This is a genomic window from Kocuria himachalensis (genome assembly GCF_054784195.1).
The window spans coordinates 1-14,828 of record NZ_BAAGPL010000001.1 but is presented as its reverse complement, the minus strand read 5'-3'; the positions used below and the strand labels follow the sequence as shown (position 1 = coordinate 14,828).

At 68.8% G+C, this 14,828-nt stretch carries 18 protein-coding genes and 1 pseudogene; 7 read left to right on the top strand and 12 right to left on the bottom strand.

Annotation, left to right across the window (positions count from 1 at the left end):
• Positions 1-507: 507 nt before the first annotated feature.
• Complete coding sequence (locus tag ACYVM4_RS00095) at positions 508-765, top strand: recombinase family protein (RefSeq protein WP_460667243.1); 258 nt, start codon at positions 508-510, stop codon at positions 763-765.
• Between the two features lie 90 nt (positions 766-855).
• Here ACYVM4_RS00095 and ACYVM4_RS00090 read toward each other — a convergent pair whose 3' ends face one another.
• On the bottom strand, positions 856-1,191 hold the full coding sequence (locus ACYVM4_RS00090) for a hypothetical protein (RefSeq protein ID WP_460667242.1): 336 nt from the start codon (positions 1,189-1,191) through the stop codon (positions 856-858).
• A gap of 582 nt (positions 1,192-1,773) precedes the next feature.
• Here ACYVM4_RS00090 and ACYVM4_RS00085 point away from each other — a divergent pair.
• The 3 genes and pseudogenes from ACYVM4_RS00085 to ACYVM4_RS00075 all read left to right on the top strand — a co-directional run.
• Positions 1,774-1,986: pseudogene (locus ACYVM4_RS00085) on the top strand (hypothetical protein); the annotation flags it as partial.
• Positions 1,987-2,054: 68 nt separating this feature from the next.
• Positions 2,055-2,606, top strand: coding sequence for a hypothetical protein (locus tag ACYVM4_RS00080; RefSeq protein WP_460667396.1), 552 nt, complete (start codon positions 2,055-2,057; stop codon positions 2,604-2,606).
• 74 nt (positions 2,607-2,680) lie between these two features.
• Positions 2,681-3,079 carry a cupin domain-containing protein gene (locus tag ACYVM4_RS00075; RefSeq protein ID WP_460667241.1) on the top strand — a complete coding sequence of 133 codons (399 nt, stop codon included), beginning with the start codon at positions 2,681-2,683 and terminating at the stop codon, positions 3,077-3,079.
• Between the two features lie 123 nt (positions 3,080-3,202).
• Here ACYVM4_RS00075 and ACYVM4_RS00070 read toward each other — a convergent pair whose 3' ends face one another.
• The 4 genes from ACYVM4_RS00070 to ACYVM4_RS00055 all read right to left on the bottom strand — a co-directional run bounded on the left by ACYVM4_RS00070 (position 3,203) and on the right by ACYVM4_RS00055 (position 5,737).
• Entirely contained in the window at positions 3,203-3,676 is a 474-nt protein-coding gene (locus tag ACYVM4_RS00070) for a DUF4383 domain-containing protein (RefSeq protein ID WP_460667240.1), read from the bottom strand.
• Between the two features lie 844 nt (positions 3,677-4,520).
• Positions 4,521-4,748 carry a hypothetical protein gene (locus ACYVM4_RS00065; RefSeq protein WP_460667239.1) on the bottom strand — a complete coding sequence of 76 codons (228 nt, stop codon included), beginning with the start codon at positions 4,746-4,748 and terminating at the stop codon, positions 4,521-4,523.
• 160 nt (positions 4,749-4,908) lie between these two features.
• A complete protein-coding gene (locus ACYVM4_RS00060; RefSeq protein WP_460667238.1) occupies positions 4,909-5,325 on the bottom strand; it encodes a CBS domain-containing protein in 417 nt (138 codons plus the stop codon).
• Positions 5,326-5,383: 58 nt separating this feature from the next.
• Complete coding sequence (locus ACYVM4_RS00055) at positions 5,384-5,737, bottom strand: hypothetical protein (RefSeq protein ID WP_460667237.1); 354 nt, start codon at positions 5,735-5,737, stop codon at positions 5,384-5,386.
• Positions 5,738-6,087: 350 nt separating this feature from the next.
• On the opposite strand from ACYVM4_RS00055, the gene ACYVM4_RS00050 reads away from it, so the two are divergent.
• Positions 6,088-6,282, top strand: a complete 195-nt coding sequence (locus ACYVM4_RS00050; RefSeq protein WP_460667236.1) for a hypothetical protein — start codon at positions 6,088-6,090, stop codon at positions 6,280-6,282.
• A 326-nt stretch (positions 6,283-6,608) separates the two neighbouring features.
• On the opposite strand, the gene ACYVM4_RS00045 is transcribed toward ACYVM4_RS00050, so the two are convergent.
• A complete protein-coding gene (locus ACYVM4_RS00045) occupies positions 6,609-7,352 on the bottom strand; it encodes an ANTAR domain-containing protein (RefSeq protein ID WP_460667235.1) in 744 nt (247 codons plus the stop codon).
• Positions 7,353-7,428: 76 nt separating this feature from the next.
• Entirely contained in the window at positions 7,429-7,773 is a 345-nt protein-coding gene (locus ACYVM4_RS00040) for a hypothetical protein (RefSeq protein ID WP_460667234.1), read from the bottom strand.
• Here ACYVM4_RS00040 and ACYVM4_RS00035 point away from each other — a divergent pair.
• Positions 7,772-9,370: a glycosyltransferase family 4 protein gene (locus ACYVM4_RS00035; protein WP_460667233.1), complete on the top strand. Its 1,599-nt coding sequence runs from the start codon at positions 7,772-7,774 to the stop codon at positions 9,368-9,370. The genes ACYVM4_RS00040 and ACYVM4_RS00035 overlap by 2 nt on opposite strands.
• A 279-nt stretch (positions 9,371-9,649) precedes the next feature.
• On the opposite strand, the gene ACYVM4_RS00030 is transcribed toward ACYVM4_RS00035, so the two are convergent.
• From ACYVM4_RS00030 to ACYVM4_RS00010, 5 genes are all read right to left on the bottom strand, one after another.
• Positions 9,650-11,080 carry a carboxylesterase family protein gene (locus tag ACYVM4_RS00030; protein WP_460667232.1) on the bottom strand — a complete coding sequence of 477 codons (1,431 nt, stop codon included), beginning with the start codon at positions 11,078-11,080 and terminating at the stop codon, positions 9,650-9,652.
• 480 nt (positions 11,081-11,560) lie between these two features.
• Positions 11,561-11,845, bottom strand: a complete 285-nt coding sequence (locus ACYVM4_RS00025; protein WP_460667231.1) for a hypothetical protein — start codon at positions 11,843-11,845, stop codon at positions 11,561-11,563.
• Positions 11,846-11,887: 42 nt separating this feature from the next.
• Positions 11,888-12,121, bottom strand: a complete 234-nt coding sequence (locus ACYVM4_RS00020) for a hypothetical protein (protein WP_460667230.1) — start codon at positions 12,119-12,121, stop codon at positions 11,888-11,890.
• Positions 12,111-12,473, bottom strand: a complete 363-nt coding sequence (locus ACYVM4_RS00015) for a hypothetical protein (RefSeq protein WP_460667229.1) — start codon at positions 12,471-12,473, stop codon at positions 12,111-12,113. The genes ACYVM4_RS00020 and ACYVM4_RS00015 overlap by 11 nt, the downstream gene beginning before the upstream one ends.
• A gap of 108 nt (positions 12,474-12,581) precedes the next feature.
• On the bottom strand, positions 12,582-13,430 hold the full coding sequence (locus tag ACYVM4_RS00010) for a glutamate--cysteine ligase (RefSeq protein WP_460667228.1): 849 nt from the start codon (positions 13,428-13,430) through the stop codon (positions 12,582-12,584).
• Positions 13,431-14,094: 664 nt separating this feature from the next.
• Here ACYVM4_RS00010 and ACYVM4_RS00005 point away from each other — a divergent pair.
• On the top strand, positions 14,095-14,811 hold the full coding sequence (locus tag ACYVM4_RS00005) for a hemerythrin domain-containing protein (protein WP_460667227.1): 717 nt from the start codon (positions 14,095-14,097) through the stop codon (positions 14,809-14,811).
• Positions 14,812-14,828 lie beyond the last annotated feature (17 nt).

Sequence of the window (14,828 nt, the reverse complement as noted above, 5' to 3'; positions counted from 1 at the left end):
GTTCGGTGCGATGTCCTGGGGTAAGCCCGGAGGCCGGTCCTGATCTCAGCTCCGTCGATGCGGCGCATCACATAACGCGCCGCAGACGTAGCGGAACAGCAGCGTCCCCATGCTGTCCTCCGTCCCTCTGTTCCCACGGCGCCTCCCGCTATCGTGCGCCCCGTCAGGGGTGGATCCGCTCGGGTTCCCATGCGGGCGTCGTACGCCTCGAGGCCGTCCCTGAACCTCCCCTCGTGGCGTCACAGGCCAGCTGGGCGCCCTGAGCGTTACATATGGCCGGTTAGCGGCTGGCGCCCCACACAATGACCCTTGCGTCGATGATCGACAATCTGGGCCCGCGCCTTCCAGTCGGCATGCGATGGAGTGGTGAAAGCTCCCGGGTTGGACGGCACGCTAGTCATCACCGGACTGGATCGGTGGGGGCTTACGACGGAGAACGTGCTGGCCCTCGTCGAATAACTTCGGCGCGGGGGCGAGGCTGAGGGTGCCGAACTCGGGTGGGGAGACGTGGACACCCAGAGCCCGATGGGGTCCATGGTTTTCACTGTCATGGTTGCTCAGGTTCAGATGAGATTGGAGATCCAAGGCGAACGCATCACCGACTCAGTGGTGGAACACCGGAGCGCCGGAAACAACCTCGGCGGGCGGCGTCCCACCTTCAGCGACTGCCAGATCCGCATTGCCCTGCGGCTGATCCAGGCCAGGGAGCCGGCCACCCAGATCGCTGGGGATCACAAGATGTCCAAGGCCACCTCGTGCCGGTGAATCCGCGAACCGCCCATGCCGATCATCCGAGTCACCACTGAACTCGGAATCCATTGTTATCCCTACCGGGTTAGCGCCCGAAGAGGGCGGTCAGCGAGGCTGGGTCGGGTTGAACGGGGTGCCGTGGGATGGCGGATTGACCGGTGGTCCCGGGACTGCGGTGGGACCCGTCGTTGCCGGCTGGTCGTGGGCGGTCTCCGGGGTCTGCGCGGGCACGTCCGAGACCTCTGCGCCGGCCTGCACCTCCTGGAGCCTGTGCTCGAGGAGTTGGACGACGGGCAGGCGGTTGCCGTGGGCTCGTTCGTAGGCCAGGACCTGGGTCAGGCCCTCTTCGTTCAGGCCCCGCACGTGCGTGGCCAGCACGCCGGTCGGGAGGTGGTCGTAGTCGGGCAGCGGCAGATCGTCGTGCTGGGGGATCTCGTTCACGTCAGCTCCTCGTGGTGGGTGCCGGACGGTCGACGTCGGCGTCGGTCGTTCTCCGTGCAGACAAGGTAACAGGGGAAGGACCCATAAAGTAAGGATGCTTTCTGATTGTGCGCTGCCATCACCGTCGAGGGACCTGCTGTTTCATTTCGCGCAGACGGTCGTTGAGGTGCCCTCCAATGCGCCCTCCTCACCTCGCCCGGCGTGGGCCGCGCCTTCGTAGGAAGGAAAAGCCCGGCACGAGGGTGGCTCGGAGAGCAGGGACCACGAGAGCGCGCAGGTGGCGGCCGATGGCGTAGGTCTCGCGGTAGTACTGGGCCCTGGGACCATGCCGCGGGGATGATCGTCGTCTTGGTCGCGATCTATTGGCCTCGAGGTCCCCGGTCGGATCGGGAACGTCGTCGCCTGTAACGTGAAATACGTGGTGGAGGTTGCGGCGACGGGATCGCTTTTGAGGCCGAGTGTCTGCCGGGCTGTTGCCGGTCGACACCGGCTCGAGGCAGGCGAGGGACCAGTAGTGAGCGTGGGGAAGGGTGCCGCTGGTACGGGCCCGTTCATCGAGATCGCCGAGGACGACCTGTACGGGTGGATCGCGGCCCCGACCCACAACGACTAGCAACCCTCCCGGGGAAGTTCCGGATCAACGTGGTCTACAGCGGGCACGCGCTGGCCGAGCAGAACCTGCACAGCAGCCTCTTACGGCTCCGGGGCTCGACGAGCGGGCGGCTCGAGCCGCACATCCTGCGCAACTTCCGCAAGTACGCCGCCCGAGACGCCTCGCCGGGGGACTCCGCTTGGAACTGGCTGTCGGTGGCTGAGCACCACGGGTTGCCCACGCGCCTGCTGGACTGGACCACCCCCCGTACGTGGCACTGCACTTCGCCACGGCGGACCCCCGGTGCTACGACGCGCCGGGTGCGGTGTGGTGCGTGGACTACGCGGCAGTCCACGAGCTGCTCCTCGCCAAGCTGGGCTGTGAGATCGCCGCGCACGAGGCGGGGTTGTTCACGACGGGCATGCTCTCCCGGATCACCTACACCCTCCAGGAGTTTGACCATTACCGGGACGAGGAGAACCGGCCCGTTCCGCTATTCTTCGAGCCGCCGCCGTCTTTGGACGAGCGGATTGTGAACCAGTTGGCCCTGTTCTCCGCGATGTCCGGGGCGACGGCGTCTCTGCACGAGTGGCTGGGGGCGCATCCGAGGCTGTACCGGAAGGTAGTCATCCCGGCGACGCTCAAGTGGCGGATCCACGACCACCTGGACCAGGCGAACATGGCCGAGCGTGTGCTCTTCCCCGGCCTCGACGGGCTGTCCCGGTGGCTGAGGCGCTACTACGGGCCGCGCCGGGAGATGGATACCGGGCAGGGCCCGGCCTCCCCAGGAATGGGCGAGAAACCGGGGGCCGCTCCTGGCTAGCGCCCGGACGCCTCGGGGCAGGGTGCTTGAGCTGGGGGAGGACAGGCAGGACGCCCAGGGTGTGTACTGATGCCATGGCCACCGACCCCACCGCCGCGAACGACCCGCTGGTGCTCCAGGAGAACGATCGCCCCGCCGACGGCTGGCACGATGAGCGAGGGCACCTCACCTGGCGCACCTTGTTCTCCGCCGACGCGACCCCCAGTGACACCCTGGTCACAGGGGTGGCCGAGCTTCCCGAGGGCGGTTTTCTCGCTCTGCACCGTCACGACCAGGCCGAGACCTACTACGTCCTCTCCGGAGACGGCGTGGTCACCCTCGACGGCATCGAGCGCCCGGTCGGCCCAGGCTCGAGTGTCTTCATCCCCGGTGGCCGCGAACACGGGGCCAGGAACACCGGCGCCGGATTGCTGCGCGTTTTCTACGTCCTCGCCGCCGACGACTTCGCCGAGGTTAAATACGTCTTCTCCTGATGACTTGCCGGTGACGCAGAGGCGGGGCCTGGCCACGGGCACCCAACGGGAAGCGGCTCCCCGCCACTGACGGGGACCCGCTTCCCGTGGAACACGGACACGAGAGGTGCCCGGCCGCGGACCTCAGGTGCGGGCCCTGCCGGTGGTCCGGTCGTGGGTGCTCCGGTCCAGGAAGGACAGCCCCACCATGGTCAGGCCCAAGAACAGGTGCAGCCAGTCGTCGGCGGTGTTCAGGGGCACGAAGTTGGCGGTGGACTCCTTGTCGATGAGCAGACCGTAGAGCCACAGCAGCAGGTACACCGCACCGCCCCAGCGCAGGAAGTTCCGCGCCCCGGAGACGGTCCGGGCCAAGGCGATCCCGGCGGCCCCGTAGAGCAGGTGGACGAGATTGTGCAGGATCGAGACCTGGAAGACGCCCATGAGCATGGCCTCGGAGTGGTGGCCGGCGAACTGCAGGGTGTCGTAGTTGCTGGTGATCCCGGGGATGAACCCGGCCGCGCCCACGAGCAGGAAGACGACCCCGTAGAGCAGGGCCGCCGTCCGGACCGGGGAGCGGCGGGTCGTGCGGTCGTCGGGTCGAGCGGCTGGAGTGGTCATGGTCGTTCCATTCCTTGGTTGCGCATGGGCCGAAGCAGCACACCCCGCGGGGCGAATCTTCCTGAAGAATCGGTGGGCCAGGACCGTGTTCGAGCCGGGTGGCGTCCAGGCGGTGGACCCGCTCCGATACGCCTGGCGCCCGTGGGGGAAAGGCAGCCCACTGGTCGATCGTGGCCGGGCCAGGGCGAAACGCACCGGCCGGGCGGGGTGCCCCGGCTCGTCATGCTCGACCTCCCAGCACAGCAGATCCAGTGCGGAGCCATCGAGGCGCTCGATCGAGGTGAGGTCGATGACGACCTCGGTGTCACAGGTGAGCCTCCGCACGCGGCGGATCAACGGGTACAGGGTCCGCTGATTCGTCTCGGTCAGGTGCCCGGCCGTCACCAGACGCACCCGTCGTTCATCCGGGTCGATCTCAACGAGAACGGACAGTTGAGGTTCCACGACACGGGCTCCTGGGCCACGAGAGAATCGCGGCCGGCTTCTGGACCTCCTACCAGGCTAGGCCGCTCCTGGGGTGCTGACCAGGTGTCCGACAGTCTTGCTTGTCCGTGGGTCGGCGAGGGAGCCGGTGTGGAAGGCGCGCGGTGGTGATTGCTAGGTGGGCCCCCTGCAACAGCACCGGCCCCAGGGCGCCGATCCGTGGCCGGCCGAGCCGCCGGCACAGGAGAGAAACTGCTCATCGCACCATCATCGGAGGTGCTCAACGGAGCAGACAGAGCAGAGCCGGGGATGGTGCATCGATTTCGAATCTCGCCCTGCGGCTGACGGGCGTGGTATGCATCGCTGGGTTTAACTCACGCTGACACGCAGGCCCGCCCCGGGATCGTGGAGGAAGTGCCGGTCAGCGTGGTGCCGGCGGCAGGGCCGCTACCCAGGCGATCCCGGCAGCAACCTGGGCCACGCCGGCGGCCCGCATCAAGCCGGGGTGCTCGACGAACACCGACAGTATCCGGCGTACAGGCTCGGGCCCGATCACCCACCGGGCAGCGTGACGGGCCGGGAACAGTGCGGCGATGACACCGTCACCGATGGTGACCAGGGCAATGCTCTCTGCGATGCGGGCCTGCATGGAAACCTCCTCTGGGATCGACGTCGCAATGCCAGCGTGCTCACAGTCAGGGCTGAGCTTCTACGCCATGGGTTGGGCCTGAGCCGGCGGTTGTTGCCCGTGTGGAAGGGAGGGGTGGGCGTTCTTACCGGCTCACCCTTCCCGTTTTCTCGGTGGAGGCTCAGTCGAAGGAGATCAGTTCCACCAGTTCCCCGACTCGGTCCTCGGGCAGGGACCGGGCGAGGTCGGCCTGGCTGATCATGCCGACGAGGTCGTGCCCGTCGATGACCGGCAGGCGGCGGACCTGGTGGTCGGTCATCGTCGTGATCGCCTCGTCCACGCTGTCGTCGGCCCCGATGGTCACCGGCTTGCCCTCGCCCAGTTCCCCGGCCTTCACGGTGCGGGGGTCTCCGCCGGTGGCCAGGCACTTGATGACGATGTCGCGGTCGGTCACCACGCCCTTGAGTCGGTTGTCCTCCCCGCAGATCGGCAGGGCGCCGACGTCGAGGTCCTTCATCTTCTGCGCGGCCTCCTCGAGGGTCTGGTTCTCGCCGACGCACTCGACGCCGGGCGTCATGATCTCGCGTGCAGTGGTCATTGCGGGTCCTCCTGGATTAGATGCCTGGCGGCGGGGTGTCGGGTGGATCCGGTGGCGCTCATGCCGACCACCGGACCGGGGACATGGTGAGATTTCGCGCCCGGCCCCGTAGAACGGTCACGGGTCGGTGAGCTGGCGCGTCGATCGGGGGCAGTACCTCCACTGGGCCAGTACCGGAGCCAGCTTCGCCGGCCTCGATCGCCCAGCGCAACAGATCCACCGCGGCCACCTCCACGTGCTCGGCGACGGTGAGATCCACGGTGACCGCCACCCGGGGCATCAGCCTCCGGGCCGCGGCCACCACAGGATGCAGGGAGTGCTGGTTGGCCTCGGGCACACATCCGGTGACGAGAAGGCGCACCTGGGCCCCGTGCGCGTCCACCTGGACGAGCACGCAGAGCTTGTGGTCCATGGAGAGCATCCTTCATCGCATGCTGAGCACCTCAGGCCATGTGCCGGGCCCTTCTCCACCGTAGGGAGATGGCGGCCGGGCCGACAAGGATTGCTCTGTCCACCACCCCACATTTCCCTAACCGACGGGTAGCGGCGATGGCGGACCGCGATTCCTCCAATTCATCGGCGGAAAGGACTGTGATGACGTCCTATGAGGCTGGTTGCGCACGTTCCACGGACCCCGCATTGCGGTTCGAGTTTCTGTGCGGGCGCAGGTGTTCCGGCGCCATCGGATGGCGCACACCGGGGGAAATCTTTAAGGGCCCTCTCGGGTGCTGATGAGGCTCCGGGGCGGGACAATGGGAGGCGATGGGACCTTCTGCCGCCCGTACGTTATTGCTCACCGCCGCGCTGCTGCTCGGCGCGGGCCCGGTCCAGGGGTGGCTTCCCGGCCGCAGTGGCGTGGGGGTGGCAGGGATGGTCGTTCTCGGCGTCCTGGTCGTCGCTGTGGTCGTGGCCGCCGTCATCGTGGTGGTCATCTGGCGGGCCATCCGCCGCGACTGACCAGCGCGCCGGCCGGGGGAACACATCACGGATCCGGCCACCTGTCCCCCGGGGTCCCGAAGGAGGAATGCAGGGATTCCACGGACCGCCGGGGCCCTCAGCCGGTACGGGCAGCCGGGACGTCCCCCTGATGCGGTAGGGGACCCCCGCCAAGGGAACGTTCAGCACGCCGTGACTTCACATAAGGCCGGTTAGAGGCAGACCGCCAGGAGAGGTCATCGAAATGATCCTGGTCTCACGGCCGGCATCGGTCACGTTTCGTGCGGACCATGTTGCCGTCGGGGTTCCTTCGCGGGCGTACCCCAGTCTGGGGCAGGCGTTCAGACTCACCGGAGGAACAATTGCCGGTTGGAGCATGGCCGCCGGGTTTCGGTGTCGATGATCTCGGTGGCGATCTCGGCCAGGCTGCGATGGCTGTTCTGGGCCGTTGTACGGAGCAGGTGCAGGGCTTCCTCGCGGGGGATCCCGTAGCGGGCCATCAGCATTCCGGCGGCGGTGCCGACCTCCTGAGCACTGTGCTGGGCTTGTTGGGTGCGCCGGTGCTGGTGATCAGCGGCGACGGCTGCCACGGCGTGGGAGGCCAGCACGCTGCCGGTCCACAGCGCCGGCGCGCCGAAGGCCTCGACGGCATCGGAGTACAGGGTTAGCCCCACGGTGGTACCCGGCTGGCCGGGCAGGGGAAGACGGTAGGCCAGCAGACCCGCCACACCCAGGTGCTGTGCGGCCTGGGCGGCGAGCACCGGCCAGCGGCGGTCCCGGGGCAGATCTCCGATCAGGTGGACGGCGCCCTCCAGCGCCGGGTCCACGGTGGGGCCCTGCCCGGTGGAGTGCTGGAGGGCGTCGGCGTCGGCGGCCATCGGGGCGGTGGCCACCAGGGTGCGGAACCGCCCCTGTCCGGTCACGCTCACGCTGGCCCACCGGGCGCCTCGCACGTGATAGACGCCCGCCTGGGCGATCGCGGCCACGGCCGCCCCGGCCGGGACCGGGCCCACCCGCTGTCCCAGGCAGCGCAGGACCCGGTCGATCTCGGCCAGTTGCACCGAGGGGTTGATGCGCACGGTTCCGGTCATGCCCGGGCACCCCCGCCCGCGGGCTGCCATGTGCCCGTGCCGGGGCACCGATCCGGGGTGTGCGCGGCGGCCGGTGTCATACCGCCCACGGCTCCGAGGCCTGCAGGCGGCCCACAGCCGGGCCAGGGGTGTGCTCGTGGGCGGGCAGACCGTTGGGGACCAGCAGTTCCACCGGGCTCGCTCCGTCCGAAGTCTCGTCGTGGTCGATCGCCCAGCGCAGCAGGTCCACCGCGGTCGCCTCGACGTGCCCGGCGGCGCTGAGGTCCACGCTGACGGTCACCGGGGGGATCAGCCTCCGGGCCCGGCGGATCAGCGGGTACAGGACGTGCTGATTGGCCTCGGTCAGACACCCGGTGACGGCCAGGCGCACGTAGGCGCCGTCGAGATCGATCTGGACGAGCACGGAAATCTTGTGGTCCATGAGAGCATCCTTCGTCGCATGCACTTCATCTCATGGCCGCCTTCTTGACCTCTCCCCACGGTACGCGCGTCGTTGCAGGTCGACCAGGGATTTGCAGGGTTTGCACTTAGACCCATGGGTCCCACGGGCGTCAGGAAAGCTCCCGACAGAGACCGTGCGTCCTGGGCCCAAGGTGCTACCGCCGGCCCCAGGGTCGCCCGTAGGGTCGCCGACTGTGCTGTGGCCGGCGGAGCCAGAAGGAGGCTCAGTTCCTGCGGCTTTAGACAGGGCCGGTCAGCGGGGCTCCGCCCGCCTGGGTTTGGCGCCGAGTCCCCGAGGCCGTGACGTGGGTGAAATCCGTCGTGACGGTCGCGATCTGTCTGACCTCGACGTCCCCGGTCGGATCGGGAACGTCGTTGCCTGTAACGTGAAACACGTGCTGGAGGCTGCGGCGACGGGACCGCTTTCGAGGTCGAGTGCCTGCCGGGCTGTGCAAAGTGCTCGAGGGCTCCGTCGGTCCGTCTGTTTGTACACCCGTTCTGAGAGCCCTTCCGGGATGGGGCGGCACATGCTGGATCTGGTTGAGGGTCTCACCGGTCGGGCGGATGTGACGGTGATGTGCCGCACCGGTCCCCGCGCCCGCTGGCTGTTCGAGGAAGCCGCCGCACTCGGTGCCCGCACGGTGGCGCTGCCCAGCCCGCACGATCCGACCTATCCGCAGGTGATCGGCGGCTTCCTGTCCTCGCATCCGGTGGACGTATTCCATGGCCATGCGGGCTGGGGCTGGGAGGATCCCGATGGGCTGCGACTGGCCAGGGCCGCCGGGGTGCCGGCGGTCGTGATCACCCATCATCTGCCCTTCCTGCTTTCGCGGCGGGACAAGGCCGAGAGGCTGGTCGAGAACACGTCGTTCGCGCACTGGAGGATCGCGGTCTCCGACGGACTCCGGGACACCTACATCGCGCGAGGTGTCAGCGAGGAGCACTTCATCACGGTGCCCAACGGCGTCAGGCCCCGACAGCATCCCCCGGGACGGGCCGCGGCCAGGACGGAGCTGCACCTGCGGCCGGAGGATCTCGTCGTGCTGTGCACCGGGCGGCTGACGCACATGAAGGGGCAGCGATATCTGATCGAGGCCGCCGCACTGCTCAAGCCGGCCTGTCCGAAGTTGCAGGTGGTGATCCTGGGGGAGGGCGAGCTGCGCCAGGATCTCGAGGACCTGCTGGCCGAGCGTAGTCTTGCCGGCTCGGTCCACCTACCGGGCCACCGGGGCGACGCCAGGATGCTGCTGGACGCCGCCGACGTGTTCGCTCTGCCCTCACGGGCTGAGGGCATGCCGTTGGCCTTGATCGAGGCGATGGAGGCTGGCTTGCCGGTGGTGGCCACCCGGGTGATCGGTTCCACGGAGCTCGTGACTGATGGGGAGACGGGGCTTCTCGTGCCGGCGCAGGACGCCGAGATGCTGGCCGCGGCGCTGGTGCAACTGCTCGGTGATGATGAACAGCGCGCGTTGTACGGCGCAGCCGGCCGCAGGAGATATCTGCGTGACTACACGGTCGAGGCCATGGTGACGAGGACGCAGGCCGTCTACGACCTGGCCCTGGATCCTCGTTCCTGAGACGGTGCGGTGCAGGCTTTCTCCACGGTGAGTGACAGCGGCCCCAAGGTCAGGGAGCATGCCGATCAGCCGGTACCGCGGCAACCGGCAACAGCGCGCGAGCACCACCAGCTCGACGTTGCACGCTTCCAGCAATGCGACAAGGGGCCTGCGCAGGCTTTCTTGTCCCCGAGACAGTTGTGTCCGGAGACATGCATCCGGGAGCTCCCGCGGCCGAGCATGTGAGCGACCCACTCTCCGGAGCTGGTCATGTGTAGGGGAATACCCTCACCCAGTGTGTCACCGGGCAGGTTCAAGGCCAGGTCGGTCAAGTGGCACCGCAGGTGCGGCACCGGGAACTTCGCCGTCCCTTCCGAGGCCGATCCGTCCGTTCCCCATTGCCCAGCGCAGGTTGCGGGCGCGCCGGTAGCTCAGCGCCCCGGGGATCCGGCCTTTCTCTCCCAGTGGGGTGCCGCGGGCGAAGTCGGCCCACAGCCGGCGGATCGGACGGCCGTGGGCGTCGATCTCCTCCCATTCGGCGCCGGCCACGAGTCCGGTGCCGGCCCAGGTGTACTCGTGGCCGAACAGCAGCGGCAGGTCGATGGCGTGGGCCGCACCGTACTCGTTGCCCGCAGCGGCCCAGAAGATCTCGTAGGTGTGGGCGGCGCCACCGGCGCGGGTGTGGCGGGTGGCGAAGCGGCGGATCGCGGTGGAGTAGACAGCTGCGGTCACGTAGCTCACGACGGCGCGGCGGATCAACGCCCCGACCACCGGCAGCCGGATCCACCGTTGCAAGGCGGTGGCGGTGGGGATGTGCAGCCGTGCTTCCTCGGTGGTGTGACCGATGAGGACGTCGATGTGCGGTGCCACCCGGTCCCAGGCCGCCTCGATCTCCTCCTCGTCGGGCAAGGGGTGGTGGCCGTACTGGGTGCCGAAGGCCATCGCGCCCATGAGCCCGAAGGCCGCGGCGTGGGCGGTGACCTCGGCCTGAAGGGCCACCACCTCGGTTACCGGGGTGGTGACGGTGACGATCTCGGCCGCACGGTTCATGGCCTCGCTCATCGCCGCCCGGCCGCGAGTGATGCCCAGCGGGGGGCTCTGGAGAATGGCGCGCCGAAACAGCGAGGCGGCGTCGGGGGTGGCCATGAGGTGGGCCACCGCATCAGCCCCGGCGGACTGACCGAACGCCGTCACATTGCCGGGGTCCCCGCCGAAGGCCGTGATGTTGCGCCGCACCCAGCGCAAGGCCTCCAGCTGGTCCAGCAGCCCCAAGTTGGCCGGGCGGTGGTGGCCCGAGCCCAGGTAGCCGAACAACCCGAGCCGGTAGGTGACGGTCACGACCACTACGCGTTGTTCAGCGACTAGTCGGGCCGGATCCATGATCGCCGCGTCCCCGGCCCCGGTGGTGTAGGAGCCGCCGTGGATCCACACCATCACCGGCAGATCTTCTCCGGCTGCCACGTCGCGGGGCAGGGTCACCGACAGCCGTTGGCAGTGCTCGTCCCGGGGCAGATCCCCCAAGGCCCCGCCGAGGACCTCCTCCAGAAAGGGGGAACGGACTTGCGGGCACGCCGGAGACGGTGCCGTGGCGTCGAGAGGCTCCGTCCAGTCGGTTGCCGGGGCGGGGGCGGTGAACCTGCCGGCGGTGGCGTAGGGGATGCCGGTCGCCCGGATGACCTCACCGTCGGTCCAACCATGGACCGGCCCGCAGGGAGGCATGAACGGCCTCATGGTGATCAGCTCCTGGCGACGAGAATTGACGTGGCCGGTTGCTGGACCCCACCCAGGCTAAAGGCCGAAACCTACCTTGGCCAGGGGTTTGCACGCTCTGCACCCCTCTGGCCCCGGAAGGGAGGAACGTCCCGACCCCCAGGGCAACCGGCCACCTGGCCAATAGGAGGCCGTCTTTGAAAGCATCCTCGGCGTCCGAGTAGAGGTGCAAGGCCGCATTCGTCTCTGGATCTCCGACCGGGTGCAACCGGGATCCCCAGACTGGCCAGCCCCAGTCCTAGCCCCAGCCGCTGGCGCAGCCCGGCATCGGCCAGTGGCACCGGCGTGTCAGGTCGCCGCCGGTCTCGATGTCCTCCCCGAAGACGGGTCTGCCGCCGAGGCCTACCCGATCTCGCGACGGAGGACGAGGGATCTTCTGGCACCGGGGAAGGCGGCCGATCCCGGGGAAGCCTCCTCCTGGCACGTCCTCGGGCCAGGGTCTTACTCCTCGGGTGTGGTGTCCGCGCCGTGGAGCAGGTCCCGGGTGTAGGGCAGCGGGGGCTGGTGGTGCGCCTCGAGTAGTTGGTTGGCGGCGTGGAGGAGTATGTCGCGTTGGAAGGCCAGCAGGTGCAGGCACTGATGCAGATAGGCCTCGATTTCGAACTGTTCCACGGTTCCGCCCTGCCCGCGGTAGCCCTCCCACAGGGCTTGCAGGGTGAATCGGTCACGGTCCATGGTCTCGCTCAACAGCCAGGCCTGGGTGGACCCGGCGGTGGTGTCGTCCATCTGCTCTTCCCACGATGTCGACTTGAAAGCCTTTGTTGGTCCTCATCCGGTGGTGTGCTCGGTGCTGTTGTGTCCTGAGTCATGGCGCAGGTGGACTGGGGTGGGGTGGGGTGGGGGCCCGGTGGTCAGCAGGTCGGTGCGTACGCTTTCGTCGCTGTCGTGCCAGTTGTTCTCGCCCAGCCCGGTGCCGCGGAACACCCCCGGTGTCTCCGGGGCGGCCATCAGCTGACCGGTGTGGCTCCTTAGGCAGGTCTTGGTGGTGGGCTCAGCGGTCATCGCCATGTGCCTTCCTGCCCGCCCCGGTCCACACGGTTCGGGGTCCCGGGGTGGCGCCAGTACGGGGAGAGCTCACCGGTGGTGCCGGAACCACGAACCCCACCGGGGGGAGGGGCCCGTCGGGGTCGGAGTGGTCGATCTCCCAGAGCAGGAGATCCATCGCGGAGGCCTCCCACGAGGTGGTCCCGGTCAGATCCACCAGCACCTCGAGGCCGGCGGGGAGAGCCTGGGTCTGCTGGAGCACCCGGAGCAGGAGCTGATGGTTGGCCTCGGTCAGGGTTCCCGTAACAGTCAGATGTATCTGCTGGGAATCCGGGTCGATGTCCGTGATGACCGACAGCTGCAGATTCACGAGCATGGCTCCTTCGCGGTGCGATGGTCCCGGCCCGCTACTGAACCTGATCTCAGGCTACGGGCCCGCCCTCGGCCTGACCAGGGCCCAGTTGATCCGGTCCATCCCTCACCGGTGGTGGTCCCCTGGCGATCCTGCTGTGGTGGGCTCGCCGAGGTTCAGGGCGGCGGCTACGACATCGTGGAGGTCGCGGCGGGACGCGTAAGCCTCGCGCTGGGCGCGGGCCCCTGTCCCCTCGCGCAGGATGGCCGCGACCACGGCCTGGACCTGCTCGTCCTCACTGCCCTCGGAGAGTGCCGGGTGCAGCAGCTCCAGCAGCTCGGCCACCACCTCCCCGGCCGCGACCGGGGTGCCCGTGGTCGGGCTCACGAGCTGGCCCTCGACCCTTGAGCGGGCGGCCCGCCAGGACCAGGCCCGCAACTGGGTAACCCCCACCGGGGCCGGCGGCAGGCCGGCGCGCGAGGCGCGGGCGGCGGTCTCCACCAGAGCGCGCACCAGGGCGGCGATCACCCCCGCATGGACGGGGTCCAGGCACACATCGGCCACCCGCACTTCCACGGTCGGGAAACGGGTCGAGAGCCGGGCGTCGAAGTAGATCATCCCGTCATCGAGCGGCACCCCGGACTCCAGCAGGAGCCGCACCTGTCGGTCGTACTCGGACACCGTCGCGAAGACCTCGTTGGGCCCGGCAGTGGGCCACCGCGTCCAGGCCTGGTACCGGTAGGAGGCGAAGCCGGTGTCCACCCCGTACCGGAACGCAGAATTGGTGCTCAGCGCCAGCAGCACCGGCAACCACACCGGGATCCGGTCCAGCACCGCCACGCCCTCCTCGCAAGAGTCGATCGCCACGTGCACATGGAACCCGCAGGTCAGCTGTTCGGCCGCCAGCAGACCCACGTGCTGCTGGACCCGGCGGTAGTGGGCTTCCGGGACGAGGCGCGGCGAATCGGCAGACACCGAGGTCGGCAGGGCCACCGCCCGCCGCCCTGGCAGCCTCATCGGCCATCACCCGGCCGGTTCGGATGGCGGCGATCTGATCGGTCAGGGTGAGCTGGGGCGGGTTGACGACCTCGGTCTGTTCCTGCTGCAGCTCCACCGTCAGCGCATGGCGGGGAGCCACATCGGCCGGCTCCGCGGTGGGGAACACGGGGCCCGGAGGGTGTGCTGCGGAACCCACGTGCTGCTCGTGGTGGTCGACTACCTCATCGCCGACGGCCAGCGGCTGCAGAGTCACCGCATCGACGAGCAACAGCTCCTCTTCCACACCGAGAGTCCGCAACAGATTCGTCCCAGGTCGACCGTCTTTCCACCATCGTGGGCCCCACAGCGAATAGGCGGAAGCCGCAGATCAAGAACCGGAAATCAGCAGGACGCAAACACCTGAGATTCCTGGGGTAGGTGCCTCAGGAAGGATGCCTCGTGTGGACAGGACGGGTGGGCCCTTGACCATCGGCCACTGGACGATGACATCTGCCTAAGTATCCTTACTATGTTTTGGAGGGGCGGTTATCGGCGGGACCGCCACCTCGGTGCGACGTGGCCGGGGTCGTGCGCCCGCCCGCACCAGGACGGCTGCCCCTGGTGAGTCGGCCTTGGAACGGGCCCGTTCGGAAAGGTCGTCATGATGAGATCCATCGCTGATCAGAAGGTCGACGAGCTCGGGGGGCGGTTGAGCGTGCTGACTCGGCAGCGGCGTGACCACGTCAAGCTGGACGACCTGCTGGAGGACCTCGCCGGCACCACCGGTGCGGCCCAGGGGCGGGTGCTGCTGCAGGTCTGTCGCCTGGTGTTCCCGCACGCCTTCGCCGAGGAGGCCGTGCTGTGGCCGGTGATGCGCCGGATCCTGCCTGACGGGCACGAGCTGACGCTGCAGGTGGAGCGGGAGCACCAGGAGGTCAACGAGCTCGTCACCGCCCTCGAGGCCATGGCCGCCGAGGACCCCGCTCGGGAGCCCCTCCTGGCCCGGCTGGTCGAGGTGTTGCGGGAGGACGTGCGCGACGAGGAGGACGTCCTGCTCCCGCGCCTCCAGGGAGCCCTGAGCCACCGCCGGCTCCGCCGTCTGGGCCTGGCCTGGGAGGTGGTCCGTCGCACCGCGCCCACCCGTGCCCATCCCGTGGTGGCCCGTCGCCCGCCGGGCAACGTGGTCGCGGCCGTGCCCTTGTCGGTTCTCGACCGGGTCCGGGACCTCGTGGACGGAGCCGTCCTTCGCGGCCCCGGGCGCGGCGCGCCCGCCCTGCGCTCGGTCAGCACCCGTCTGAGCGACCTCGCCCATCGGATCGAGCACCTGCCCGTGATGCGCCGGGGTGAAGGTTCTTCCACCGGCCGAGCGGACCGCTGACCACCCACGGCACCCGA